This window comes from Paraburkholderia dioscoreae (genome assembly GCF_902459535.1).
Lineage (GTDB): Bacteria > Pseudomonadota > Gammaproteobacteria > Burkholderiales > Burkholderiaceae > Paraburkholderia > Paraburkholderia dioscoreae.
Genome location: NZ_LR699553.1, coordinates 3,655,032 through 3,679,629, shown reverse-complemented (window position 1 = coordinate 3,679,629; position 24,598 = coordinate 3,655,032). Strand labels below are relative to the sequence as shown.

Annotated in this window: 18 protein-coding genes and 1 pseudogene; 8 read left to right on the top strand and 11 right to left on the bottom strand. The window is 64.6% G+C overall.

What is annotated here, in order from left to right; genetic code table 11:
- Positions 1-113 precede the first annotated feature (113 nt).
- The 4 genes from PDMSB3_RS16570 (at position 114) to PDMSB3_RS16555 (ending at position 6,157) form a co-directional block, all read left to right on the top strand.
- A complete protein-coding gene (locus PDMSB3_RS16570) occupies positions 114-488 on the top strand; it encodes a DUF190 domain-containing protein (RefSeq protein WP_007180588.1) in 375 nt (124 codons plus the stop codon).
- Between the two features lie 501 nt (positions 489-989).
- Positions 990-3,251, top strand: coding sequence for a catalase/peroxidase HPI (katG, locus tag PDMSB3_RS16565; protein WP_007180589.1), 2,262 nt, complete (start codon positions 990-992; stop codon positions 3,249-3,251).
- Positions 3,252-3,569: 318 nt separating this feature from the next.
- On the top strand, positions 3,570-4,127 hold the full coding sequence (locus PDMSB3_RS16560; RefSeq protein WP_007180590.1) for a glycine zipper family protein: 558 nt from the start codon (positions 3,570-3,572) through the stop codon (positions 4,125-4,127).
- 260 nt (positions 4,128-4,387) lie between these two features.
- On the top strand, positions 4,388-6,157 hold the full coding sequence (locus PDMSB3_RS16555; protein WP_007180591.1) for a hypothetical protein: 1,770 nt from the start codon (positions 4,388-4,390) through the stop codon (positions 6,155-6,157).
- A 347-nt stretch (positions 6,158-6,504) separates the two neighbouring features.
- On the opposite strand, the gene PDMSB3_RS16550 is transcribed toward PDMSB3_RS16555, so the two are convergent.
- Together PDMSB3_RS16550 and clpP are read right to left on the bottom strand one after the other, a co-directional pair.
- Complete coding sequence (locus PDMSB3_RS16550; RefSeq protein ID WP_007180592.1) at positions 6,505-7,944, bottom strand: NYN domain-containing protein; 1,440 nt, start codon at positions 7,942-7,944, stop codon at positions 6,505-6,507.
- A 248-nt stretch (positions 7,945-8,192) separates the two neighbouring features.
- Positions 8,193-8,840: an ATP-dependent Clp endopeptidase proteolytic subunit ClpP gene (gene clpP / locus PDMSB3_RS16545; RefSeq protein WP_165186975.1), complete on the bottom strand. Its 648-nt coding sequence runs from the start codon at positions 8,838-8,840 to the stop codon at positions 8,193-8,195.
- A gap of 250 nt (positions 8,841-9,090) precedes the next feature.
- Here clpP and PDMSB3_RS16540 point away from each other — a divergent pair, with 250 nt between their 5' ends.
- Positions 9,091-10,077 carry a sigma-70 family RNA polymerase sigma factor gene (locus PDMSB3_RS16540; protein WP_007180594.1) on the top strand — a complete coding sequence of 329 codons (987 nt, stop codon included), beginning with the start codon at positions 9,091-9,093 and terminating at the stop codon, positions 10,075-10,077.
- Here the strand turns inward: PDMSB3_RS16540 and PDMSB3_RS16535 are convergent.
- The 3 genes and pseudogenes from PDMSB3_RS16535 to PDMSB3_RS16525 form a co-directional block, all read right to left on the bottom strand.
- A complete protein-coding gene (locus tag PDMSB3_RS16535; RefSeq protein WP_165187497.1) occupies positions 10,033-11,307 on the bottom strand; it encodes an EAL domain-containing protein in 1,275 nt (424 codons plus the stop codon). The two genes, PDMSB3_RS16540 and PDMSB3_RS16535, sit on opposite strands and share 45 nt — an antisense overlap.
- Positions 11,308-11,557: 250 nt before the next feature.
- Positions 11,558-13,030, bottom strand: a pseudogene (gene mdtD / locus PDMSB3_RS16530) (multidrug transporter subunit MdtD); the annotation flags it as partial.
- 98 nt (positions 13,031-13,128) lie between these two features.
- Positions 13,129-14,547, bottom strand: coding sequence for an aminotransferase-like domain-containing protein (locus PDMSB3_RS16525; protein WP_007180597.1), 1,419 nt, complete (start codon positions 14,545-14,547; stop codon positions 13,129-13,131).
- Positions 14,548-14,757: 210 nt separating this feature from the next.
- Between PDMSB3_RS16525 and PDMSB3_RS16520 the strand changes: the two genes are divergently transcribed.
- Positions 14,758-15,063, top strand: a complete 306-nt coding sequence (locus PDMSB3_RS16520; protein WP_165186974.1) for a DUF2917 domain-containing protein — start codon at positions 14,758-14,760, stop codon at positions 15,061-15,063.
- 36 nt (positions 15,064-15,099) lie between these two features.
- Here the strand turns inward: PDMSB3_RS16520 and PDMSB3_RS16515 are convergent, their stop codons facing one another.
- The gene (locus tag PDMSB3_RS16515; protein ID WP_165186973.1) at positions 15,100-16,341 is read right to left on the bottom strand and encodes a citrate/2-methylcitrate synthase; all 1,242 of its coding nucleotides are present in this window, start codon (positions 16,339-16,341) and stop codon (positions 15,100-15,102) included.
- 116 nt (positions 16,342-16,457) lie between these two features.
- On the opposite strand from PDMSB3_RS16515, the gene PDMSB3_RS16510 reads away from it, so the two are divergent.
- On the top strand, positions 16,458-17,849 hold the full coding sequence (locus PDMSB3_RS16510; RefSeq protein WP_165186972.1) for a CoA transferase: 1,392 nt from the start codon (positions 16,458-16,460) through the stop codon (positions 17,847-17,849).
- Positions 17,850-17,856: 7 nt separating this feature from the next.
- Here the strand turns inward: PDMSB3_RS16510 and PDMSB3_RS16505 are convergent, their stop codons facing one another.
- Positions 17,857-18,603: a GntR family transcriptional regulator gene (locus PDMSB3_RS16505; protein WP_007180601.1), complete on the bottom strand. Its 747-nt coding sequence runs from the start codon at positions 18,601-18,603 to the stop codon at positions 17,857-17,859.
- 190 nt (positions 18,604-18,793) lie between these two features.
- On the opposite strand from PDMSB3_RS16505, the gene PDMSB3_RS16500 reads away from it, so the two are divergent.
- Complete coding sequence (locus tag PDMSB3_RS16500; RefSeq protein ID WP_007180602.1) at positions 18,794-19,639, top strand: aldo/keto reductase; 846 nt, start codon at positions 18,794-18,796, stop codon at positions 19,637-19,639.
- A gap of 92 nt (positions 19,640-19,731) precedes the next feature.
- Here the strand turns inward: PDMSB3_RS16500 and PDMSB3_RS16495 are convergent, their stop codons facing one another.
- The 4 genes from PDMSB3_RS16495 to PDMSB3_RS16480 form a co-directional block, all read right to left on the bottom strand.
- Positions 19,732-20,280, bottom strand: coding sequence for a Rap1a/Tai family immunity protein (locus tag PDMSB3_RS16495; RefSeq protein WP_165186971.1), 549 nt, complete (start codon positions 20,278-20,280; stop codon positions 19,732-19,734).
- A 253-nt stretch (positions 20,281-20,533) separates the two neighbouring features.
- The gene (locus tag PDMSB3_RS16490; protein ID WP_007180604.1) at positions 20,534-22,711 is read right to left on the bottom strand and encodes an ABC transporter ATP-binding protein; all 2,178 of its coding nucleotides are present in this window, start codon (positions 22,709-22,711) and stop codon (positions 20,534-20,536) included.
- On the bottom strand, positions 22,708-23,586 hold the full coding sequence (locus PDMSB3_RS16485; RefSeq protein ID WP_007180605.1) for an ABC transporter permease: 879 nt from the start codon (positions 23,584-23,586) through the stop codon (positions 22,708-22,710). The genes PDMSB3_RS16490 and PDMSB3_RS16485 overlap by 4 nt, the downstream gene beginning before the upstream one ends.
- Entirely contained in the window at positions 23,583-24,593 is a 1,011-nt protein-coding gene (locus PDMSB3_RS16480; RefSeq protein WP_007180606.1) for an ABC transporter permease, read from the bottom strand. Before PDMSB3_RS16480 ends, PDMSB3_RS16485 begins: the two co-directional genes overlap by 4 nt.
- Positions 24,594-24,598 lie beyond the last annotated feature (5 nt).

Here is a 24,598-nt window from a genome sequence, read left to right as displayed (position 1 = left end):
CGTGGGCCGCGCCGGTGCCGGGATGCTACGCTCGCGCATCTGTCTCGTGGGTCATGGGCTAGAATGAATCAGGCGATGGGGTGCGGCCCGGCGTCGGGCGGCGGAGATATACGATGAACGGCTATCAACTGACGTTCTATACAGAGCAGAACAGGAAGCACGGCCATCAAACCGTGTGCGAATGGCTGCTGCACGAGGTCCGGCGGCTCGGGATCAGCGGCGCGACCGTCATCAATTGCGCCGAAGGCATCGGCCACGCCGGTTCGCGTCACGCGGCCCGCATGCTCAAACTCGACGATCAGCCGGTGCAGATCATTCTTGCCGTGACCGAAACCGAAGCGGAGCAGCTTCTCGATCTGGTGCGCGCCGAAAACGTGCACGTTTTCTACATGCGTTTGCCGGTCGAGTTCGGTGTCATCGGCGAAGACGTTCCGCATAAACCGTCGAAGCTTTTTTCGCTGTTCGGCCGATCGACGGATGAGGAGTGACATGGGCCTTGCATGCGCCTGCACATCGAAAAACCATCGGATACCTAAGTAAATAACCCGGGCCAGTTGCCTTGCGTCAATCCACGCGGTTGACTATCTGCATTCGCTCGCCAGGGCGTGCGTGATTGTCGAACTTCTACCCACTCTTCGCGTCGATCACAACGGCGCTCTCCCGGCACCGAGCAAGCGATTTTCCGACGGCCAAGTTATAGTCACGACCTATCGATGACATTGCAAGAACCGCTTTCTATTGCGAGAGACTCTCACGTATATTTCAGATCGCAGCAGGTCTGAAGAGGTGAGCCATTCTCGTCCAATTCCCGCTACGAACATCCCGCGTCGCAGCACGATTATGTGCGTCGGGTGATCGGCAGCGGCACACCAGAAAGCGTGCACCACGAGGTTTTCAGACAGGCCCACCGGCGCCGGATGGCCGATGCGTCCGGAAGTCTGACGCCACAGTAGAACACCCAAGTGTACGTCTCCCCAAGGAGGTATCGCATGTCAAGCGAAGCAAAGTGTCCGTTCAACCATGCCGCCGGCAGCGGCACCACGAACCGTGACTGGTGGCCGAAGCAGTTGCGACTGGATCTGCTCAGCCAGCACTCCGGCAAGTCCAACCCGATGGATGGCAGCTTCAACTATGCCGAGGCGTTCAGGAGCCTCGATCTGGCTGCCGTGAAGAAAGACCTGGCCGCTCTGATGACCGACTCGCAGGACTGGTGGCCCGCGGACTTCGGCCACTACGGGCCGCTGTTCATCCGCATGGCCTGGCACAGCGCCGGCACGTATCGCATCGGCGACGGCCGCGGCGGCGCTGGGCGCGGTCAGCAACGGTTTGCGCCGCTCAACAGTTGGCCGGACAACGTCAGCCTGGACAAGGCGCGCCGCCTGCTCTGGCCGATCAAGCAAAAGTACGGCCAGAAGATTTCCTGGGCCGACCTGTTGATTCTCACGGGTAACGTCGCGCTCGAAACCATGGGCTTTAAGACCTTCGGTTTCGCGGGCGGCCGGGAGGACACGTGGGAGCCGGATCTGGACGTCTACTGGGGCAACGAGAAGACCTGGCTGGGCGGCGACGTCCGCTACGGCAAAGGCGCGGCCGGCGATAACGACGACGGTGGCGTGATCGTCGCCGACGAAGAAAAACACGGCGAAGAGGTGAGCCGCGACAACAGCGGGCGAAACCTCGAAAATCCGCTGGGCGCCGTGCAGATGGGCCTCATCTATGTCAACCCGGAAGGCCCCGACGGCAATCCGGACCCGCTCGCCGCGGCGCACGACATTCGCGAAACCTTCGCTCGCATGGCCATGAACGACGAAGAGACTGTCGCGCTGATCGCCGGTGGTCACACCTTCGGCAAGACGCACGGCGCCGGTCCCGCCGACAACGTCGGCCCCGAACCCGAGGCGGCCGATCTCGAGAACCAGGGGCTGGGCTGGAAGAACAGCTTCGGCACCGGCAAGGGCGGCGACACGATCACGAGCGGTCTGGAAGTCACCTGGACCACCACGCCCACGAAGTGGGGCAATGGCTTCTTCGAAAACCTGTTCAAGTACGAATGGGAGCTGACCAAGAGCCCCGCAGGCGCGCATCAGTGGGTTGCCAAGGACGCCGGCGAAACGATCCCGCACGCTCACGACCCCTCGAAGAAGCTGCGGCCGACCATGCTCACCACCGACCTCTCGCTGCGCTTCGATCCCGTCTACGAGAAGATTTCGCGGCGGTTTCTGGAGAATCCGGACGAGCTTGCCGATGCCTTCTCCCGCGCCTGGTTCAAGCTGACCCACCGCGACATGGGACCGCGCACCCGCTATCTCGGCCCGGAAGTGCCGGCCGAAGAACTGATCTGGCAGGACCCGATTCCGGCGCTCGACCATCCGCTGGTGAACGGGCAGGATATCGCCTCGCTCAAGCAGAAGATTCTGGCGTCGGGGCTGTCAGTCTCGCAGCTGGTGTCGACGGCGTGGGCTTCGGCTTCCACTTTCCGCGGCTCGGACAAGCGCGGCGGCGCCAACGGTGCGCGCATTCGCCTCGCGCCGCAGAAAGACTGGCCAGTCAATCAGCCTGAGCAACTGGCGAAGGTGCTGAAAGTCCTCGAAGGTATTCAGAGCGAGTTCAACGGCTCGCAGTCTGGTGGCAAGAAGATTTCGCTGGCCGACCTGATCGTGCTGGGTGGCGCCGCCGCTATCGAACAGGCGGCAAAGAGCGCCGGCCAGCAGGTGAGCGTGCCTTTCTCGCCGGGCCGCATGGATGCCTCGCAGGAGCAGACCGACGTGCAATCCGTCGCGGCGCTCGAACCGCTCGCCGATGGCTTCCGCAACTACCTCCAGGGCAAGTATCGCGCTCCGGCGGAGGCCTTGCTGATCGACAAGGCGCAATTGCTGACGCTGACGGCGCCGGAGATGACGGTGCTGATCGGCGGCTTGCGCGCCTTGAACGTTCACGCAGGGCAGGATTCGCACGGTGTATTCACGCACCGGCCGGAGACGCTGTCCAATGACTTCTTCCGTAACCTGCTCGACATGGGCACGGAATGGAAGCCGCTGTCGCTGGCCAGGGACGTGTTCGAGGGGCGAGATCGCAAGAGCGGCGAGCTCAAATGGACGGGCACGCGTGTCGATCTGGTCTTTGGGTCGCATGCTCAGCTCAGGGCTTTATGCGAAGTCTATGCAAGCGAGGACGCGCAGGAGAAATTCGTCCGCGACTTCGTTGCAGCCTGGGCCAAAGTGATGGATCTGGACCGGTTCGAGATTGCCTGACTGGTCGAGGAGCCCCGCCGGAGCATGTTCCTGGCGGGGCCTCGCAAAGCGTCTGCCGACTCAGATCGATGACGTGGTCCCGGTCGCAAAGGCTTTGGTTTTTGCGGAACCGGACCGGCCGGGCGCGTCTTTATCGGGCGTTCTGCGACGGATGACTCTTTGTCACAGTTGGTAACCGCGTCCATGCTCACCACGTGCTTTCAGCCCGTCGGCGGCGTGTCCGGATAGATAAAGAAAAAATACGGTAACTATCTCGTAAACAAGCCGCACGCAAATTGGCCTAACGTATGTTTCTCCCATGAAGAAACGTGCGCCCCTATGATCTCAAGTCTCAAATCGACACGCGTCGCCCTGCCGGCAGGCGCGCTCGCACTGGCGCTCCTTGGCGGCTGCGCAGTCGTGCCGCCGAGCGGTCCTTCCATTGTTGCGCTGCCGCGCAGCGGCGAGCCGCTCAATCAGTTCCAGCAGGACGACTACTCCTGCCGCGATTACGCCTACCGTGCGTCGGACGCGGCCGGTGCCGCGCAGAGTTCGACTACGAACAGCGTCAATAGCGCGGCCGTCGGCACGCTGGGCGGTGCCGCTGTCGGCGCGCTCATCGGCGCGGCGGCGGGCAATGCCGGCGCGGGTGCTGCGATTGGCGCGGGCAGCGGCTTGCTGCTCGGCGGCGCGGCCGGCGCAAACGGCGCGCAGTATTCGGCCAACAGCATGCAGGCGCGATACGACGCAGCGTACGCGCAATGCATGACGTCGAAGGGCAATACGATCTCGCAGCCGCAGATGCCGGTCTACGCGCCGCAGCCGGTATATGTTGCGCCGCCGCCTCGTTACTACGGGCCGCCGCCGGTAATCTATGCCCCTTATCCGTACTACTGATCGAGTTCGATCGAACGCCTGCTGTAGCGAGGCCGCGTCGTCCTCAAGTATTGCCACGTATGGCGGAGGGAGGCGAAACGATGGCGGCAAACGCCTTTGCAAACAGCGTACGGTTAATCATCCGTAAGGGCGACCAGCGCATCCAGCGATCGGAAGACGCACGTGGCGAACTCCTCTCTTGCGGCACGCGACGTGATTCACGACGCGCACCGTTCGTTGTGCGGAGTTGACCGTCGCATCGTTCATGAGACGAGGCGAAAATGCGAATCTCGCAAGCTGGCGTTGAGACGTCCGGGCTGGGTGTATGGTCCCGCCGGGGTACGGTGGCGGCGTTAATCGCCGTCGCCTCCTGTTTCGTGTCGTGCGGCGGGGGTGGTGGCGCGCCCGTCGTGGCGTCGGGCGCGGCTGGCGGGAGCGGCACCGCGGGCGGTTCGGGCTCAGGCTCGGGCGGCACGGGCAGTGGCGCCGGGACCGGTTCGGGAATGGGCAGCACCGGCACTGGATCGACCGGTACAGCGGGTACAGCCTACGCCACCGACGTCCTCATGCATCACAACGATATCGGCCGTACCGGTCAGATGCTCGCCGAGACGACCCTCACGCCGGCCAACGTCAATTCGGCCAGCTTCGGCAAAGTCGCGTTTCTTGCCGCGGACGGCAAGGTCGACGGAGAACCGCTTTTCGTCACCAGTCTGGCGATCGGCGGTACGTCGCACGATGTGGTGTACGTGGTCACCGAACACGATAGCGTCTACGCCTACGACGCGACGTCGTTCGCGCAACTGTGGAAGGTCTCGTTGATCGGTAGCGGTGAAACGCCCAGCGACGACCACGGTTGCCAGGACATCACGCCGGAGATCGGCATTACGTCGACGCCGGTGATCGACCGCAATCGCGGCACGAATGGCGTGCTGTACGCCGTGGCCATGACGAAAGACGGGAGTGGCGGCTACCATCACCGGCTGCATGCGCTTGACCTCGCGACCGGCGCCGAAGTACTGGGCGGTCCGACGGAAATTGCGGCAACGTACCCGGGCAACGGCGCGGGCAGCGTGAACGGTGTGATTACCTTCAACCCGTCGCTGCATACGGAGCGCGCGGCACTCACGCTGGTTGGCGGCAACATCTACATGGGCTGGACCGCGCACTGCATGTCGGGCGCGTACACGGGCTGGCTGATGGCCTATAGCGCCGACACGCTGAAACAGACCAGTGTGCTCAACATCACGCCGAACGGCAGTCAGGGCTCGATCTGGATGGCCGGCTCGGGCATGGCATCGGACGGCACCTCGCTCTACGTGGTGGATGGCAACGGCACGTTCGGCACCACGCTGAATGCACAGGGCTTTCCTGTCGATGGCGACTTCGGCAACTCGATGATGAAGCTCTCCGTGGGCAACCTGCAGGTTACCGATTACTTCGCGATGTCCAACGTCGTCGAGGAAGCGGGCACGGACAACGATTTTGGCTCGGGCGGCGCGATGGTGCTGCCGGACCAGACGACCGCGGGCGGCGTTGTCAAGCATCTCGCGGTGGCGGCCGGCAAGGACAACCATATCTACGTCGTCGATCGTGATTCGATGGGAAAATTCAGCCCGGCCGCCAACAACATCTGGCAGGAGTTGATCGGCACGCTGGCGGGCGGCATCTGGGGATCGCCGGCTTACTACAACGGCGTGGTTTACTACGGCGGCCTGAACGACAACCTGAAGGCGCTGCCAGTCTCGGGGGCGTTGCTCGCGACCACTGCCGCATCGAGGAGTCCGACCACTTTTGCGTATCCGGGGGCGACGCCGGCTGTGTCGGCGAACGGCGCGAGCAACGGCATTGTCTGGGCGGCGGAAAACGGCACGACCGGCGCTTTGCACGCGTACAACGCAGGCAATCTCGCCATCGAGTTGTACAACAGCAACCAGGCCGGCACGCGCGATCAATGGGGCGCGGGCAACAAATTCATCACGCCGATGATCGCGCGCGGCAAGGTGTATGTCGGCGCTACCAATGGTGTGGCGGTGTTTGGGTTGCTGTGAGTGGAAGAGGTTTTTGTATTGCGTTTGGCGGGATGCGGTTGTTGCTGAGCGTGTTCGCGTAGGCGGTGGGACGTAGTGTTGGCGGTTAGCCTGCGACGGTTCGGATCGCGTGTGAAAAGAAGCCCCTGTGTCCGGTTTTCCGGATACAGGGGCTTTCTGTTTCACGCTGGGTTCACGCGCGTCGTAATGCATTGCTCAGTGCGGGAAGCGTACCGCTCGCAGGGAGCGGGCGCATTCTTTTGCCGCCGGGCGCACATTAAACGCCGGGCCGCGATGCCGAGGCCGCGATGCTGGGGCAGCGATGCCAGGCAGGCAGCGACACCGGCCGCCGCGCTGACGTGCGACGCTTACTGCACGTCACCCGTGGCAGCGGTCTTGCGCGGACGACGACTGCGCGGCGCAGCTTTGCGTGCGGCCTTTTTTGCCGGCGCGGACGCTTCTTCCGCCGTGGCAGAAGGGGCCGCCGCCGTTTCAGCAGGCGCCGCGATTTCCGGAATATCATCGATGCTTCGCGGCTCGGCTTTCTTTGCTTTTTTCGCAGCCGTCTTGCGAGGTGCGCGTTCTTTACGGCGCGCGGGTTGTTTGCCACCCGTATGCGGTTCGTTGGCTCCGCTGTCAACGCCGCCCGACACTTCGGCCGCAAGAGTTTCCGGCGACGCCGTCGGCGCTTCCGGCAGTTCAAAAACGAACTCGCTGTTTTTCGGCGTTTGCGCGTGCAGGTTGTCCGTTTGGGCCTGAGCGCTGCCACCGTGCTCGGTAGCATGACGTTCTTCGTGAACGGTTTCCTGCTGGCCGCGGCCTGCCTTGCGATTGCCTCGCCCTCGGCGGCGCGACTCGTGCTTGCCGCCCGACTCGGCGCTCACCGTTTCTGCGACCTGCGCCTCATACAACTGTTCCGCCGACTCGGCAGCCTCGGCGGCCTCGCTCGCGTTCTCGCCAGCCGCATTCGCAACCGAACTCCGATAGACATATGCGCCGGACTTCTCGTCGCGGCCGAATTCGAGCAGTCCGCGGGCATGAGCTTCTTCCAGCAGATTGCCGAAGGCGCGAAAACCGTAGTACGTCTCGTTGAAATCCGGCTTGCGGCGTTTGATCGCGTTCTTCAGTACCGACGCCCAGATCTTGCCGCTATCGCCGCGTTCCGACGCAAGCGCGTCGAACGTTTGCACCGCGATCTCGACGGCCTTGGTGCGGCGTTTTTCGAGATCTTCCTTGTTGCGGGTTTTCTCTTCGTCGGGTGCGCGTTTGGCCGCCGGCTGGGCGGCCTGGGGCGGACGCGACGACTCGCGTTTGGCGACCGTGCGCTGGCTTTCCCGCACGAGGTCATCGTAAAAGAAGAACTCGTCGCAGTTCGCGACCAGCAGATCCGACGTGGATTGCTGCACGCCGACGCCGATCACCTGCTTGGCGTTCTCGCGCAGCTTCGACACCAGCGGCGAAAAGTCAGAGTCGCCGCTGATGATGACGAACGTATTGACGTGCGATTTCGTGTAGCAAAGGTCGAGCGCGTCGACCACGAGCCGGATGTCGGCGGAATTCTTGCCCGACTGGCGCACGTGCGGAATTTCGATCAATTCGAAATTGGCTTCGTGCATCGCGCCTTTGAAACTCTTGTAGCGGTCCCAGTCGCAGTACGCTTTCTTCACGACAATGCTGCCCTTGAGCAGCAGCCGTTCAAGCACCAGCTTGATATCGAACTTGTCATATTTCGCGTCGCGCACGCCGAGCGCGACGTTTTCGAAATCGCAGAACAGCGCCATGCTGACGGTTTCGTTGGATGACGCCATGTATATCTCCATTGAAGCGATCGTCAAATTCGACGAATCGCGACCATGATAGCGATTCCAGCGGAGGTGATCAGTTTTTGTGTTCAGCGCGCGTGCCGGTGTAGGCGGCCTGAACCCGGAATGACGCCGGCTCTCTGCGACGTTTTCCACGGTTTTTCAGGGCGGTTCACGCCGAGGCGCGCCTTGCGACGAAACAATTCGACACGCTAGCCCGGCGGTGTGCGATGGATCTGCCAGGCGTCACCGCGCTACCTGTCGTGGAGATACGGAGACGCATCTAACGCTGCGCGCGTTTCCAGCACCTCGTCGACGAGACCATACGTTTTGGCCGCGTGTGCCGACATAAAGTTGTCGCGGTCGGTATCGCGGGCAATTTCCTCAATGCTGCGGCCGGTGCGCTCGGCCATCATGGCATTCAGGCGCTCTCGCAGATAGAGCACTTCCTTCGCCTGGATCTCGACGTCTGCCGCCGTGCCCTGGCTGCCGCCTGACGGCTGGTGGATCATGATGCGTGCGTTCGGCAACGCATACCGCTTGCCGCGCTGGCCGGCGGTCAGAAGGAAGGTTCCCATGCTCGCGGCAAAGCCGGTGCACAACGTGGAGACCTCCGGTTTGATGAACTGCATGGTGTCGTAGATCGCGAGGCCGTCGTATACGGAACCGCCCGGCGAATTGATGTAAAAAGAAATATCCTTGTCGGGATTCTCGGATTCCAGAAACAGCAACTGCGCGACAATCACGCTGGCCGACTGCTCGTTCACGGGCCCAACGAGAAATACGATGCGCTCGCGCAGCAGACGCGAATAGATGTCATAGGCGCGCTCGCCGCGACCGGACTGTTCGATCACGGTGGGCACGAGGCCAAGGCCGGTGATGGTTGGGTAGCTGCTATGCATGTTGACCTCGCGTATGCCGCCCGGGTGACGGTGAGTTGTGCGGAGCACCCGCGCATTCAATGCGCCGGTTGTTGCCCTTATGACGGCGCGGCACGGAACGATGTGACAGAAATATTTTTGCGCGACGCTGTCACATCGATCCGTGCCCAGCCGTCAAGTCGAAAGGAATGACGCTGCTGGCGCGCGCCCGGACAAGATCGCAGGCAAGGCGCCGCGCACTTTTCACCGCTCACGATCTGGAGGTCTACTTATGACGGAAAAAGCAATCGAGAAGGCATCCAGCTTCGAGGCCGTGCGCGCCCGCCTGCTCGCGCTGGCGTACCGAATGCTCGGCAGCCGCGCCGAAGCAGAAGACGTGGTGCAAGACGTCGGCCTGAAATGGCACCTCGCAGACACGCAGGAGGTGCAGACACCGGCCGCCTGGCTTACCACGATCACCACGCGCGCGGCGATCGACCGGCTGCGTCATGTGCAGCGCGAACGCGCGTCGCAGGCCGCCGGCTGGTTGCCGGAACCGTGGCTCGACGAAGTCGCGCCATCGGCCGAGGAACTGGCCTTGCGCGCGGCGGAGATGTCCTATGGCGTGATGCTGCTGCTTGAGCGGCTGAAACCCGACGAACGCGCGGCATTCGTGCTGCACGAAGCCTTCGACTGTGATTACGCTGAGATCGCGGCGATTCTCGAGCGCACGCCTGCCGCCTGCCGGCAGATCGTCCATCGGGCCAAAGCGCGTCTGCAACGGGCGGGTGCGCCGGTGGAGCGGCCCGACCCGGCCGCGCATGCGCGGATCGTGGAACGCTTGCGCACAGCGCTTGAGGCGCAGGATCGAGCCGGCCTGCTGCGGCTCTTTAGTGACGCGCCGGAGGTCGTCAGCGACGCGCCTTTGTGCACGCCGGTGAGCGCGCCGGAACCGGCAATGGCCGGGTGGATGGATACGGTAACGTCGCTCGTCGAGCATGCCAGCAACGCCGAGACGGTGTCGGTCGCGGGCACATTGTGTGTTGCGTTGCTCTTCGAGGGCGAGGTGGTCGGCGTTCTCGACATATCCACGAACAGCTTCGCGGATGGCTCCGCAAAGATCGTCGCCATGCGCGTGGTGACCAGTTCGGCGCGCTTGCGGGCCGCCAACCGCATGCTGGGCCGCGCCGCAGTCAGGCAACTGCTTGCGCGGATCCAGCAGAGCGCCTTGACGTCAATTCCGGTGGGCGGCGACTTCCCAGTTGATGTCCACGCATAGCACCTGTGTGCCCGTCGGCGTATGCGCGGCGATCGAGGCGGTCACGCACAGGTGAGCTTCATTGATCGACAGGTAGGGCGGGGTGAGGTGCACCTGGCCGGGCACGCGCATCGCCTGGATAAAGTACGGCCGGCGCTCCCAACTCGCGCCTTCCGAATGCAGCAGCGGGCGGAAACGCTTGGCGCGTTGCGAGGCGCGCCCCGACGGCAGCACGTTGTCGCCGATCTGCCGGCCCGAACCGTCCAGCACGAAGCAGCGTGCCGTCTCGCCGAGCGTGAGGAGCGATGCGGTGGCTTGCGCGACCGACTCGCCGGCCACCAGTTGCGCGGCTGCCGTCTCGAGCGCGGTGACGTACGGCGCGAGCCGTGCGGACTGTGCACGCTCGCGCGCGGCGACCCGCTCACGCAGCGCTGCGGAGAGCGAGTCCATCAAGCCGGCCGCCGCTTGCGGCTTGACCGGTTCGACGCTCGGGCCCGCGAAAAACGCGCCTTGCACGAAGTCCACGTTGCATTCGAGGGCGATCAGCGCGTCGCGTTCGGTGGTCAGGCCGCCCATCAGCACCAGCTGGCCGGATTCGTGCAGCAGCGAGACGAGGCCCGGCAGCACGCGTTCAATATGCGAGTGTTCGCTGGCTTGCGCGAGAATGCAGCGGTCGAGCGTGACGATGTCCGGCCGCAGATTCCACACACGGTCAATGTTCGAATGCTTCGCGCCAAAGCCGTCGAGCGCGATCAGGAAGCCGGATTTGCGCAGCGCATCGATGATTTCGGCAAAACGCGTAGTTTCACCGCCCGCCTGTTCGGAAACTTCGAGTACCACGCGCTGCGGAGGCAGGCCGAGCGCCTTGAGGCCTGCCAGCAGCGCGTCGCCGTAGCTGGTGTCCATCAGCGCGGCCGGGTGCAGGCTCAGGAAGAGCCATTCGTCGTGGCTGTCGAACGCGTTGAAGTTGCCCAGATGCAGCGATTCAGCGAGCCGTCCGAGTTCGAGCAGGTCGCCGCGCCGCGCGGCTTGCGTGAAAACTTCGTGCGAGGGCACTTGCAAGCCGTGTTCGTCGCGGGCGCGCAGCGAAGCGTGATAACCGATCGCGCGCCGGTGCGACACGGAGAAAACCGGCTGGAACACGCTGAAAACAGTGTAGCCGCCGTACAGAACGGTGCGCCGGGAGCCCTCGTCGCCGGCCATTGGGCGCGGCGGCTGGAAGCCGGGAGGATCGAGTTCGATCATGCTCATCATGTCAGTCGTGTGGAGGTGGCGGCGCGCCTGCATGCTCGACACGAGTCCGCATGCGCAAAATGTGAGTTTACAGGATAGCCGAGCAAGAACTATGCGCGTGCGGAAACACAGCACGCATGCCCGAGTGTCCCAGTCAGATCACCCTCAGATAAGACGATTGTGCGCCAGCGCGGGCGCGAGCGCGACGATTCGCACTTCGCTGGTGCGGCCCGCGCCCCGTTGCGGGTCGGCTGCGGGCCAGCGAACATCAGGTTCGTTCGGAGGGATCGGTCTTTTTCGCGGGCGTGCGGATGTCCGGCGACAGTTGCGCAAAGATCCACGACGAGCCCGCCGTGATGATGCCGACACACAGGAACGTCGCGTGAAATGCGGGCAGCGAATTGGCGGCCGTCACACGCGGCAGCAGGCCGGTGAAGGTGGCGAGCAGGGCGCCGGCCACCGTCACGCCGAGACTCATCGACAGCATCTGGACCAGTGAAAACAGGCTGTTGCCGCTGCTCGCGCCGCCGGTGCCCAGATCCTTGAGCGTCAGCGTGTTCATCGCGGTGAACTGGATCGAGTTGGCGCCGCCGAAGAGTGCCAGTTGCACAAGCCGCAGCCACAGCGGCTGGTTCGCGGCGGTGAGCGCGAAGCTTGCCATCGTCAAGCCGACCAGCACCGTGTTGATGATCAGCACGCGCCGATAGCTGTACTTGATGATCAGCGTCGTCACGAGACGTTTGGACGCCATGCCCGCGGCTGCCACCGGCAGCATCATCAGGCCGGCTTCGAAGGCGCTATAGCCGAGACTCACCTGCAATAGCAGAGGAATCAGATAAGGCATCGCGCCGCTGCCGATCCGCGCGAACAGATTGCCCAGCAGGCCCACGCTGAAGGTGTGGATCTTGAAGAGGTCGAGCGAGAAAATCGGCGAGGGCTCGCTCACGGCGTGCAAGCCGTAGGCGACAAAGCAGGCAAGGCTCAGGATCAGCAGCACCAGCACTGTGGCGTGCTGAATGCCGAATTCGGTGCGGCCGTCGAGCGCGAACGAAATTGCCACCATGCCCAGGATCAGCAGCAAGTAGCCTTTCATGTCGAACTTGCCGACGTGCTCGTTGCGGCTATCCGGCATGAAGATAAACGTGGCGATGCAACCTACGATGCCCACCGGCACGTTGATCAGAAAGATCCAGTGCCACGAGGCGATCTTCACGAGCCAGCCGCCGAGCGTGGGGCCGATCAGCGGTCCGATCAGACCGGGGATCGCCACGAACGAGAGCGCCGGCAGATAGCGTTCTGCCGGAAAGGTACGCAGTACCGCGAGCCGGCCGACCGGCAACAGCATGGCGCCGCCCACGCCTTGCATGATGCGGAAAGCCACGAGCTGATTCAGGGTATGCGCGTTCGCGCACAGCAACGAGGCGACTGCAAACACCAGGATCGCGCTGAAGAACACGCGGCGCGTGCCGAGCTTGTCGGCGAGCCAGCCTGACACGGGGATCATCACGGCCATCGTCAGCGAATAGGCGATCACCACCGATTGCATGCGCAGCGGCAACTCGCCGAGGCTCGTCGCCATCGCGGGGAGCGCGGTGTTGACGATGGTCGAGTCGAGCGTCTGCATGAAGAAGCCGGTAGCGACGACCCACAGCATCACCGTGAGCGAGCGTGGGGAAGGGGTACTGGGCGTGGGAGCGGACGGAGTCGGCGTGGACATGGAGGGCGGCTGGGCGCGCGAGACGGGGTGGGACTCGCTATTCTAGGGAAAAGCGCCACCGTGCGCAGAGGGCGTGGAGTTGGGATCGGGCCAGAAGCGCGGTGATTGCAGACCCCGACGCCTCACCCCGACGCCGGCAACGCCGCCGCCGCACGAAAGAACGCCCGCGCACGCGGGTCGTTTCCGAACGCAATGTGAATCCTGGTCCACGGACTGACCTCCATATTCGGCCGGAAGTAATTGCCCGGCACGACGGTCACCCCAAGCGGCGCACCGCACTCCACCAGCCGCTCCGCATTGGCCACATGCGGCACGCGAGCCCACACGAATTTCCCGCCCACGGGTTTGTCGAAAATGTCCCAGCCGGCGTCCTCGAGCGTCTGGATCGTCGAGCCGAGCGCGTCGCGCATACGCCGCCGCAGGCGCTCCAGATACTTGCGATACGCGCCGCGCTCCAGCATCGACACGGCCACTGCTTCGGCGAACCGCGAACCGCCGATGCTCGTCAGCATCTTGATGTCGACCAGATCTTTGATGATGGCGTGGCTCGCCACCACACAGCCTATCCGCAGCGACGAAGACAGCGTCTTCGACAGGCCGCCCACGTAGATCACGTGTTCGAGTTGATCGAGCGTGGCGAGGCGATCGGTGAGGTCGGTCTGGAAGTCGGCATAGATATCGTCCTCGATGATCGAGAAGCCGTGCTCGCGCGCCAGTTGCAACAGCCGGAAGGCCACCGGCGGCGCCACCGTGGTGCCGGTCGGATTGTGGAACACGGTGTTGATGAACAGCAGCTTGGGCCGGTGCGACTTCAACTGTTCCTGCATCACGTCCAGATCGGGGCCGTTACGCGTGCGCGGAATGCCGATCAATTTCACGCCGTGCAGCTTCAGCAGCCCGTAAAGGTTGTAGTAGCCGGGGTCTTCGACAAAGATCGTGTCGCCTGCCTTGAGCATGTAGCGCATCAGCAGATCGAATGCCTGGCTTGCGCCGTTGGTGATCAGAATCTGCGACGCATCCGCCTGTATCCCCAACTGGCCGATGCGGCTTTGCAGGTGCTCGCGCAAAGTCAGGTTGCCGAGCGGGGTGGCGTAGTCGACCATGCTCGCCGGGTCGGTGCGCGACACGTGGCGAATCGCCTGCGCGATGCTATCCATGTCGCGCCACGCTTCGGGGATAAAACCGCTGCCCAGCTTGAGCGTTTCGCCGGGGTGGTTGAACTGCTGCAAGAGATGGTCCGATTCGCCTTCGGCGCGGCGCGGGTCCGAGGTGCCCTGGCAATGCGTGCCCGCGGGCTGCCGGTCGGAGACGTAGAAGCCGGAGCCGTGGCGCGAGTCGATATAGCCGAGCGACACCAGCCGGTCGTAAGCCTCGATCACTGGAAAGCGGCTCACGTCGTAATCGGTGGCGAACTGGCGGATCGACGGCAACTTCGAGCCCGGGTGCGCGGTACGCGACCGGATCCACGTCGTGACGCCCGCGACGATCTGTTCGGTCAGCGGTACGCCGTTGTCCCGATCGAGTTGAATTTCGAGTTTCATGTGGATCTTTTCCTTCACCGGGCGGCGCGGCGGGTGCTCCCGAGCTTTCCATTCACGAACGCCACACCACGAACGGCACACGCTTCCCGCCAACTGTCCGGTTTTTCGACTGAACAGTTCCGACTAAAGTGTTCTGAACTGTGCATGGGTATTCGATCATCGCACGTCAATAATCGGTACAACAGAAAAGTTCTTCGAAGGGGAAAGGCGATGCGTGAAGTGCGGATTTTCGAATTGGAACATGGCGAGCCCACGGCGGCCTGGCGTGTCGCGCGTCCGTCGATCTTCAAGGTGATCTCGGGCGAAATCTGGCTGACTGTCGAGGGTGACAGCAAGGATCACTGGCTCGCTGCAGGCGAGTCGATCGAGCTGCCGCGCCAGACGGTGGCGTGGATCAGCGCAGGACAGGCCGGGGCGCGTTTTGCGCTGGCGAGCGGCTCCTTGCGTTCCGCCACGAGGCCGGCGCCGCGTATGCCGGTGCTGAACTGGCTGCCGCGCTGGCTGGGTGCGGCCTGACCATTCGTCGAGTGGGTGCGTCGAGTCGGCAGCGTCTCAATCGCGCCCGGCGGCCTCGTATTCCCCGATGTAGCGCGCCCGCGGCCGGATCAACCGGCCGTCGCGCGTCTGTTCCATCGCGTGGGCAATCCAGCCGACTGTCCGGCCCACCGCGAACAGCGTGAAAGCGGCTCCGGCCGGCAGCGCCAGCACCCGCTCGATGGCGGCGAGCGCGAAATCCACGGTCGGCTCGGCGCCGGTCGTATCGCGGACCGTGCGCGCCAATCCCAGCACTTCAGCCAGCGGCGAACGCGCGGGCGCGCAGTCGGCGAGCATGCCTAACAGTAGCCGCGCGCGAGGGTCGCCTTCCGGATAAAGCGGATGACCGAAGCCCGACAGGATCGGCCCATGCACGCCGTGTTCGTGGCGCGCGAGGCGGTTCGCCAGATAACGGTCGAGATCGGGCGCGCGCGACGCTTCTTCGAGCAGCGCGCCGACGCGCACCGTTTCGCCGCCATGACGCGGGCCCGACAATGCGGCGAGGCCGCCGGCCACCGCGCCGAACAGGTGCGCCCCCGTCGAGGTGATACAGCGCACGGTGAAGGTCGACGCATTCAACTCATGATCCGCGCAGGCCACCAGCGCCGCGCGCAGCACGTTAGCCTGCTGCCGGTTCCGCACATGCCACGTTGAAGCCAACTGCCGATGCAGCGGCTCGTTCGACGGCGCCGCCGAGATCGTCGCGGCGGTCAGCAGACGCATGACGGCGCAGGCCGTATCGAGTTGCGCGTCACGGCCGAGCGCCCACACCCGCGGCATTTGCGCCGCCGCGGCCGGCAACAGCACGAGCGCGCGATCGAGCGGCGTGCTGTCGCTCCACAGCTTGAGCCACGCGGCCCACTGAGCGGTGGCGAACGGCACGGCCGGCGCATCGGCAATCCGCCTCGCGCTGCATTCCCACAGCAACGCGGCAATCTCCTCGAGCGAGGCACTTTGCGCCAGTTCCATCGCGTCGTGCCCGCGATACAGCAGCCGGCCCTCGGCGACCAGCGTGATCGACGATTCGAGCACCGGCACGCCCCAGTCGAGCACCTTCTGCGCGACCTTGCCGGCGCGTTTGCCGTCTTCCTTGCGGCGCGCGAGACGGCGCACTTCGCCGGCGTCGTAGAGACGATGCTTGCCTTGCGCATCCGGCGACGAACTCAGCATGCCGCGGCTCACATAGGCGTAGAGCGTAGGCAGGCTGATGCCGAGCGTGGCGGCGGCTTCAGCAGCGGTCAGGGAATTCGAGGTCGACATGGAAAGGCGCGGAAACCGAAGAAATCAATATATATTGATTATCATAATCAAGATTGATTGCGGCGTGGCGGACTTCTAGACTCGGTGCACTTCCTTCTGCTCTGTTATGGAACGCCATGACGCCTGAATTCGCTCTCAAACATATCTGGACTCTCGCCGGGTGCGACCCGAGCGCGCTGAGGTCTGTCACGCTCGCGGGCGCGGATCCCGGCTTGCCATCCGTCTACCGGGTGGGCACCCTGGCTTCGGTGAGCATCGCCGCGACCGGACTCGCGGCTGCCGAATATCACCGTCTGCGCACCGGGCGCAGGCAACACGTGACGGTGGAGATGCGGCGCGCGCTGGCGTCGTTTCGCAGCGAACGCTATTTGCGTATCAACGACGGCCCGCCGCCCGCCCTGCGCGATCCGGTGATGGGCTTCTACGAGACGCGCGATGGCCGCTGGATTCAACTGCACACGAACTTCCCGCATCATCTGCAGGGGGTATTGAACGTACTTGGCTGCGCGAACGATCGGGACGCGGTGGCCGCCGCGATTCGCGGCTGGGACGGTGCGACGCTCGACCAGACGCTCGCCGACGCGGGTCTGTGCGCCGCGTTGATTCGCACGCCCGATGAGTGGGCCGCGCTCGATCAGGCCAAAGCGATTGCGGGCTTGCCGCTCTTCGAGATCGAGCGCATCGGCGACGCGCCGGCCGAGCCGCCCGCTCAGCGTGGCGCGGACCGGCCGCTGGCGGGGGTGCGCGTGCTGGATCTGTCGCGCATCATTGCCGGGCCCGTCGCCGGGCGCGCGCTCGCGCAGCATGGCGCGCAGGTGCTGATGATCAACGGGCCGCATCTGCCGAATATTGCGCCGCTGGTGATCGACAACGGGCGCGGCAAGCGTTCGGCGCTGGTCGATCTGCGCGAAGCGGCGGGGCGCGAGGTTTTGCGCGGCCTTGCCGGTAATGCCGATGTATTTCTACAGGCATATCGCCCGGGAGCGCTGGCCGCGCGCGGTTTCGGTCCCGAGGAACTGGCGCGTGTGCGGCCGGGGATCGTCTACGTTTCGGTGTCGGCCTATGGTCACGAGGGATCTTGGGCGCAGCGGCGCGGGTTCGACAGCCTGGTGCAGTCGGCGAGCGGAATTGCCTTTACCGAACGTGAGGCGGCGGGGTGGCACGAGCCAAAGCATCTGCCGTGTCAGGCGCTGGATCATGCGACCGGGTATCTGGCGGCTTTCGGTGCGATGGCCGCGTTGGCACGGCGGGCAACCGAAGGCGGAAGCTGGCATGTGCGCGTCTCGCTCGCGCAAACGGGCCGGTGGCTGCAGTCGTTCGGGCAGATTCCCGAGGGCTGGAAAGCGCCCGACGTGGCGCTTGATGATGTGCGCGATTGCCTCGCGAGCGTGGAGTCGGAGTTTGGCCGCGTGCTGGGAGTGCAGCCGGCCGAGGTGCTGGGCGAGACGCCTGCGTTTTTCGCGCTGCCGCCGAGCCGGGTGGGCGCGCACGAGGCCAGGTGGGAGTGAGGTGCCCTTACTTCCTCAATTCCGCCACGAAGTCGTAGTAATCGTTGCGGCAGTACGTGTCGGTCAACTCGATCGCCCGCTGATCGGCGGTATAGCCCACACGGGTAATCAACAGCAGCGCCTCGTTCGGGGCGATGCTCATCTGCTGCGCGATTTCCTCGCTCGCGTTCACCGCGCGAAAGTGCTGGAGCGCGCGGACAATCGTCAGCCCGCGATTCTCCAGGTACGTGTACAGCGAATCGCCGATAGCTTGCGGATCGGGAATCACCGCAGCGGGGAACGTGGAATTCTCGACCGCCATCACGATGCCGTCGGCCAGGCGCAAGCGCCGCAAGCGCGTTACCGCCGCGGCCGGCGACAAGCCGAGCTGAATCACCTCGTCGCGGTTTGCCGGCAGGATTTCGCGCGACAGCCACTTCGAACTCGGCGTAAAACCCCGCCGACGCAGCATTTCGCTAAAGCTCGACAAACGCGATAGCGGATCTTCGTAGCGTGGCGTGATGAAACTGCCCGCGCCCTGAGTGCGCCGAATCAATCCCTGCTCGACCAGCAAGGCAATTGCCTTGCGTGAAGTGATTCGCGATACGCCCAGCGCCTCCGAGAGTACGCGCTCCGAGGGCAGCGCCTCGCCGGCGTTCCAGCGGTTCTCGTGGATGGCGGCGCCGAGCTTGCGGGCAAGTTGCAGGTAGAGCGGCGTGTCGTTTTCCGGGTCCGGGCGCAGGTCGCGCCAGCGGTCTTCCGAGGCAGAGGTCATGGAACTCACGCAAGAAGGGCAAGCGGCAATTCTATGACATCGGCGCGCTATGTTATAGCGGGCTTTTGCCTGGTGGCCGATCGAATGTCCGTTGAACCGCTAAACTCGTCGCTATGTTTTTCGTGGCATACGCCGCGCATTCGCCTGCGCTGCGGCATTGCCGACCATTGAGCCACTTCGAGGAGTCAGCATGACGAGCGACATCGCAAGCGTGAGCCTGCCCGACGGCGAACGCATTCCGAAACTGGGGCAGGGCACCTGGGAGATGGGTGAAGTGCCGGCGCGGCGTGCCGCCGAAATCGACGCGCTGCGTTGCGGCATCGAACTCGGCATGACGTTGATCGACACGGCGGAAATGTATGGCGACGGCGCGACCGAATCTCTGCTGGGCGTTGCTTTGGCCGGGTTGCGCGACAAGGTGTTTCTGGTCAGCAAGGTGTATCCGCATAACGCCAGCCGGCGCGGCGTGATCGCAGCCTGCGAGCAGAGCCTCAAGCGTCTGAAGACGGATCAGCTCGATCTGTATCTGCTGCACTGGCGCGGCTCGGTGCCGCTCGCGGAAACGGTCGAGGGCTTCGAGGCGTTACGGCAGGCGGGCAAGATTCGCCATTGGGGCGTCAGCAACTTCGACACCGCGGATATGGAAGAACTCGTCGCCACGCCGGGCGGCGATGCGTGCGCGACCAATCAGATTCTCTACAACGTGGTGCGCCGCGGGCCGGAATTCGATCTGCTGCCGTGGCTCGCCGCGCGCAAGATGCCGGCTATGGCGTACAGCCCGGTCGATCACGCACGCCTGCCGAAACGCTCGCCGCTCGACGATATCGCCGACGCGCGCGGCGTCTCGGTGTTCCAGGTGGCGCTCGCATGGGTGTTGCTCGAGCCCGGCGTGTTCGCGATTCCGAAGGCGGGCCGCGTCGAGCATGTGCGCGACAACTATCGCGCGTCGCAACTGCAACTCGGCGCGGATGAACTGGCCGCTATCGACGCGTATTTCAAACCACCGCGCAGCAAGCGGCCGCTCGAAATGCTGTAAGTGCAGCGGCGCCCGTTTGGCGCGCGACGGCACGGTGCGGGCGGCGGGTCGTCGATTCCGTCGGACACGCAACGGCCGTTGCAGGCGCCTGATCAATTGCAACTGTGGTGCATGTGCACGGAACCCAGCACCGCGACTTCAGCGGGGGTGTGCTTGAGCGAATCTTCGTTGACCTGAGCGGCGTCCGCGACGAATTCGTCGACGATCGACGACACCTGCGTATTGCGCAGACACAGCGACACTCGCTGCGTTTCATTGGCCGGCAGGGCGGCGCGCTGACCGAGGAATAGCACGCCGTACTGATAGCCGTGGATGATGCCGCGAATCGCGCCGACGCATTGGCCTTGGGCGACGTTATCGTTTTTCTGCTTGCAGGTCTGCGCAAGCGAATAGGCCGAGAAGGTGGGATCGACCGGCGGTGCGGCTTGCGAGAGCGTGGGCGACAGCGGCTGTGCCGCTTGTGCTGTTTGTGTCGCCTGTGTCGCCTGTGCCGTCTGTGCCGTCTGTGCCGTCTGTGGGGGCGTTTGCGCTGCCGTTTGCGCTGCCGTTTGCGCATGAGCGAGCGATGCGAGGCTGAGCGCGGCGGCCATCAACAGGCCGTTGACCGCGTGTGCCGCGGCGGGTGGGACGTTTCGTTGCATGTTGTGGTGCCCTCATATCGAACGTTGATATCTGATATGAGGCAATCGCCCCGGTTTGGTTCCGGTCATGCGCCCATGAGCGACCGATTGTTTGAGGTGCAGCTGCTTTGCGGGCGCGCTCCGCTGCTTCCATTACCACGCCCCTTGCCGTTCCCCTTGCCGCACCCGCTTCACCGGAGTTGCCGCTACCCGAGCCCGCCCATCGCTTTTTCCCGATACCGTTCTGCCGCCCGTCGTCCTGCATCACGCCACGCTATTCGTCGCGCCCGGCATTCTCGGGCGCGTTTTCCGAACCGTTGCCCGGAACCTTCCTCGCGACGTTGTCCGCATCGTCGCGTGAAGCGGCTTGCAGCGCGCGCAATTCGTCGACGGGAATGTGACAGCGGATTCGATGCGCGGACGGCCCTGCCGCGGCGCCGGCGTCGAGGAACGGCGGATCCTGCTGTTCGCAGATCGCGCCGAGCTTACGCGGGCAGCGCGTGTGGAACACGCAGCCCGATGGCGGCGATACCGCACTCGGCAGATCGCCGGATAGCCGGATGCGGGTTGCGCCGCCGCGGCCATCGAGTGTCGGTACCGAAGACAGCAGCGCTTCCGTATAAGGATGGTGCGGCCCGCCGAACACAGCCGCCGCCGGGCCGATTTCCAGCAGCCTGCCCAGATACAGCACGGCGATGCGATCCGACAGATAGCGCACCACATGCAGGTCGTGCGAGATGAAAACGTAACTCACGCCACGCTCGCGCTGCAGATCGGCGAGCAGATTCAGGATCGCGGCCTGCACGGAAACGTCGAGCGCGGAAGTCGGTTCGTCGCAAACCACCACGCGCGGTTCGCCGGCAAACGCGCGGGCAATTGCCACCCGCTGTTTCAGGCCACCGGACAGTTGCCGCGTACGCGAGTCGAGATAGCGCTGCGGCAAACGCACTGCGGCGGTCAAGGCGGCAAGCCGTTCGTCGATCGCGGGCCCGCGCAACGTGGTGAGGCGCGACAGCGCGCGGCCGATCAGCCGTTTCACCGAATGCGCGCGATTGAGCGCCGAGTCCGGATTCTGGAAAACGATCTGCAGCGACTTGACCTGATCGTCGCTGCGTCGTGTGACGCGCGCCGCGAGCGGCTCGCCATCCAGTTCGAGCACGCTGCCTGCATCCGGCGTGAGCAGGCCGAGCATCAGTTTGGCGAGCGTCGTCTTGCCGCTGCCCGATTCGCCGACGAGGCCGAGCGTCTCACCGCTGGCGAGATCGATTGAGACGTGGTCCACCGCGCGCAGCGGCGCGCCGGACACGTGAAACGTCTTCGACAGTTTTTCCGCGCGCAAGACGAGAGCAGGCGGTTTGCCGTCGAACGACGCGCCGTTGCACTCCGGCAAGGCTTGCGCGCTTGCACGCGGCAATTCGATCGCGCGTTCGTGGTAATGGCAGCGTGACATCTGATCGCCGTGTGCGGCGCTCACGCGATACGGCGGCGGCGCTTCGCGGCGGCAGCGGTCGTCGGCGAGGCGGCAGCGCTCTGCGTAGATGCAGCCCTGCGTTACCGCACCCGGCAACGGCAGGCTGCCGGCGATCGTGTCGAGCCGCTCGCTGTCCTTGCTGCGCCCGGCCGTGGGCAGACAGCGCAACAGTCCGACCGTATAGGGATGGCGCGGCCGCGTGAAGACATCTTGCGTCGCGCCTTCCTCGACCAGTTTTCCCGCGTAAAGCACGCCGACGCGTTCGCACATCCGCCCGATCACCGCGAGGTTGTGGCTGATGAACAGCACAGCCGTGCCGAGTTCCTCGCGCAACTGCGCGACGAGGTCGAGCACTTCGGCCTCGACGGTAGCATCGAGGCCGGTAGTCGGTTCGTCGAGAATCAGCAGCGCGGGGTTCGAGGCGAGCGCCATCGCGATCACTACGCGCTGTTGCATGCCGCCCGACAGTTGATGCGGATAACTCTCCATCACCCGCTCGGGCGCGGCGATGCGCACGCGCTGCAACATCTCCAGCGTGCGCCGCAAGGCTTCGTCGCGCGCGACGCCGGCGGCTTCGAACGCTTCGGAGACTTGCCGCGCGATCGTCAGCGACGGATTCAGCGCGCGCCCCGGATCCTGGTAGACCATTGAAATCGTTCTGGCGCGCATGTTGCGCAACGCGTCGGCGTCAAGCTTCTGCACGTCCTCGCCGGTGACGATGATCTTGCCGGCCTTCACTTTGCCGTTGCGCGGCAGATAGCGCAGCGCCGCCATCGCAACGGTCGACTTGCCGCAGCCGGACTCGCCGACGAGACCATACGCTTCGCCGCGCCGCACGCGAAACGAAATGTCCTGCAGCACCTCGCGATCGCGTCCGCGCACGCGGTACGTGACCGTCAGACCGATGACGGTCAGCGCGTCCGTGCGATCGCTCTTCGAGACATCGAAGGCGGGGAACGAGGAGGGCGGCGGGCCGTTCATCGGTCGAGCACGCCTTGCACGCTGTCGGCGATCAGATTCACGCCGACCACGAGGCTGGCAATCGCGCCGGCGGCGAACACCACGGTCCACCATGCGCCGCCCGCCATCAGCGTGTATGACTCGGACAGCGCGAGCCCCCAGTCGGCCGACGGCGGCTGGATGCCGAAGCCGAGAAACGACAGCGTGGCGACCGCGAAGATCGCGTAACCGAGCCGCACCGTCGCTTCGACGATGACGGGCGGCAGCACGTTCGGCAGAATCTCGGCGAACATGATGTACGGCGCGCGCTCGCCGCGTAGCTGCGCTGCCGCGACGTAGTCGAGATGCCGTTCGGCGAACACGGCGGCGCGCACGGTGCGCGCAGTGATCGGCGTGAAGGTGATGCCGATCACGAGGATCACGGTGAAGTTCGACGCGCCGACGGCGGCCAGCGCGAGCAGCGCGACGATCACCAGTGGCAGCGCGAGCACGGCGTCGATGACGCGTCCGACCACGTTGTCGACCCAGCCTTCGAAGTAGCCGACGATCAATCCCAGCGCGGTGCCCGCCGCTGTGCCGAGCAGGGTGGCGAGCGGCGCGATGGTGAGAATGTCGCGCGCGCCGACGATCACGCGCGAGAACACGTCGCGCCCGAGTTGATCGGTGCCGAACCAGTGCGTGCGATCAGGCGGCATCAGCGAGTTGAGCGGATCGGACGCATAAGGGTCGATCCGCACGATCCATTGCCCGGCGATCGCGCAGACGATCCACCACGCGACGATCACCACGCCCACCACGAAGGTCGGCGAGCGCAGCAGCACGCGCAACTGGTCGAAGCGGGGCTCGGTAACCGGACGCGGCGTTGGGGGCGCGGCCGGCGGAACGATCGTGCTCATTCGGCGCTCCTCACTCGCAAGCGTGGATTGAGCAGGACGTGCAGCGCATCGGCGACGAGATTGGCGACGGTGTAGACCACGCCGATCGTCAGTACGCCTGCTTCGAGCATTGGGAAGTCCTTGGCCTTCGCGGCGTTGTAGATCAGCGAGCCGATGCCCTGGTAGTGGAACAGCGTCTCGACCACCACGAGCCCGCCGATCATATAACCGAGTTGCGTGGCGGCGACCGTGATGGTGGGCAGCAATGCATTGCGCAAGACGTGCCGCCAGATCACGATACGGCGCGGCAGGCCCTTGAGAATCGCGGTGCGCGTATAGTCCGCGTCGAGCGCCTCGACGGTGCCGGCGCGCGCCATCCTCGCGATGTAGCCGAAGAACACCAGCACGAGCGGCAGCACCGGCAGCACCAGATGACGCAGCTGTTCGAGTGCGCTCGCTTCGGGCGGATACGACGCTTCGATCGGCAGCCAGCGTAGCCACACGCCGAACACCAGAATCAGCACGATCGACGAAACGAATTCCGGCACCACCGTGGCCGACAACCCCACGATGCTGATCGTGCGATCGAGCCAGCGCCCCGCGTGCATGGCCGACCACACGCCGCCCGCAATGCCGAGCGGCACGACGACGACGAACGCGAGCAAGCCGAGCTTCGCGGAATGCGCGAGCGCGTTGGCGATAAACGGCCCGACCGGCTCGCGATACGCATAGGACAGTCCCATGTCGCCGCGCACGAAATGCGAAATCCAGTCGACGTATTGCGTCATCAGCGGACGGTCGGCGCCGAGTTGATGATTGAGCGCGGCGACCGCGCGCGCATCGGCGAGCGGGCCGAGCACCGCGCGGCCGATATCGCCCGGCAGCAGTTGTCCGCCGGCGAAGACGATCACCGAGAGCAGCCACAGCGTGATCAGCGACAAGCCGACACGCGTAGCCAGAAAACGCACGACGCGGCCCGCGTTGCCGCTCGACATGGAGGAAGTGGAAGGGGTCACCGTGCTCGACATCATGC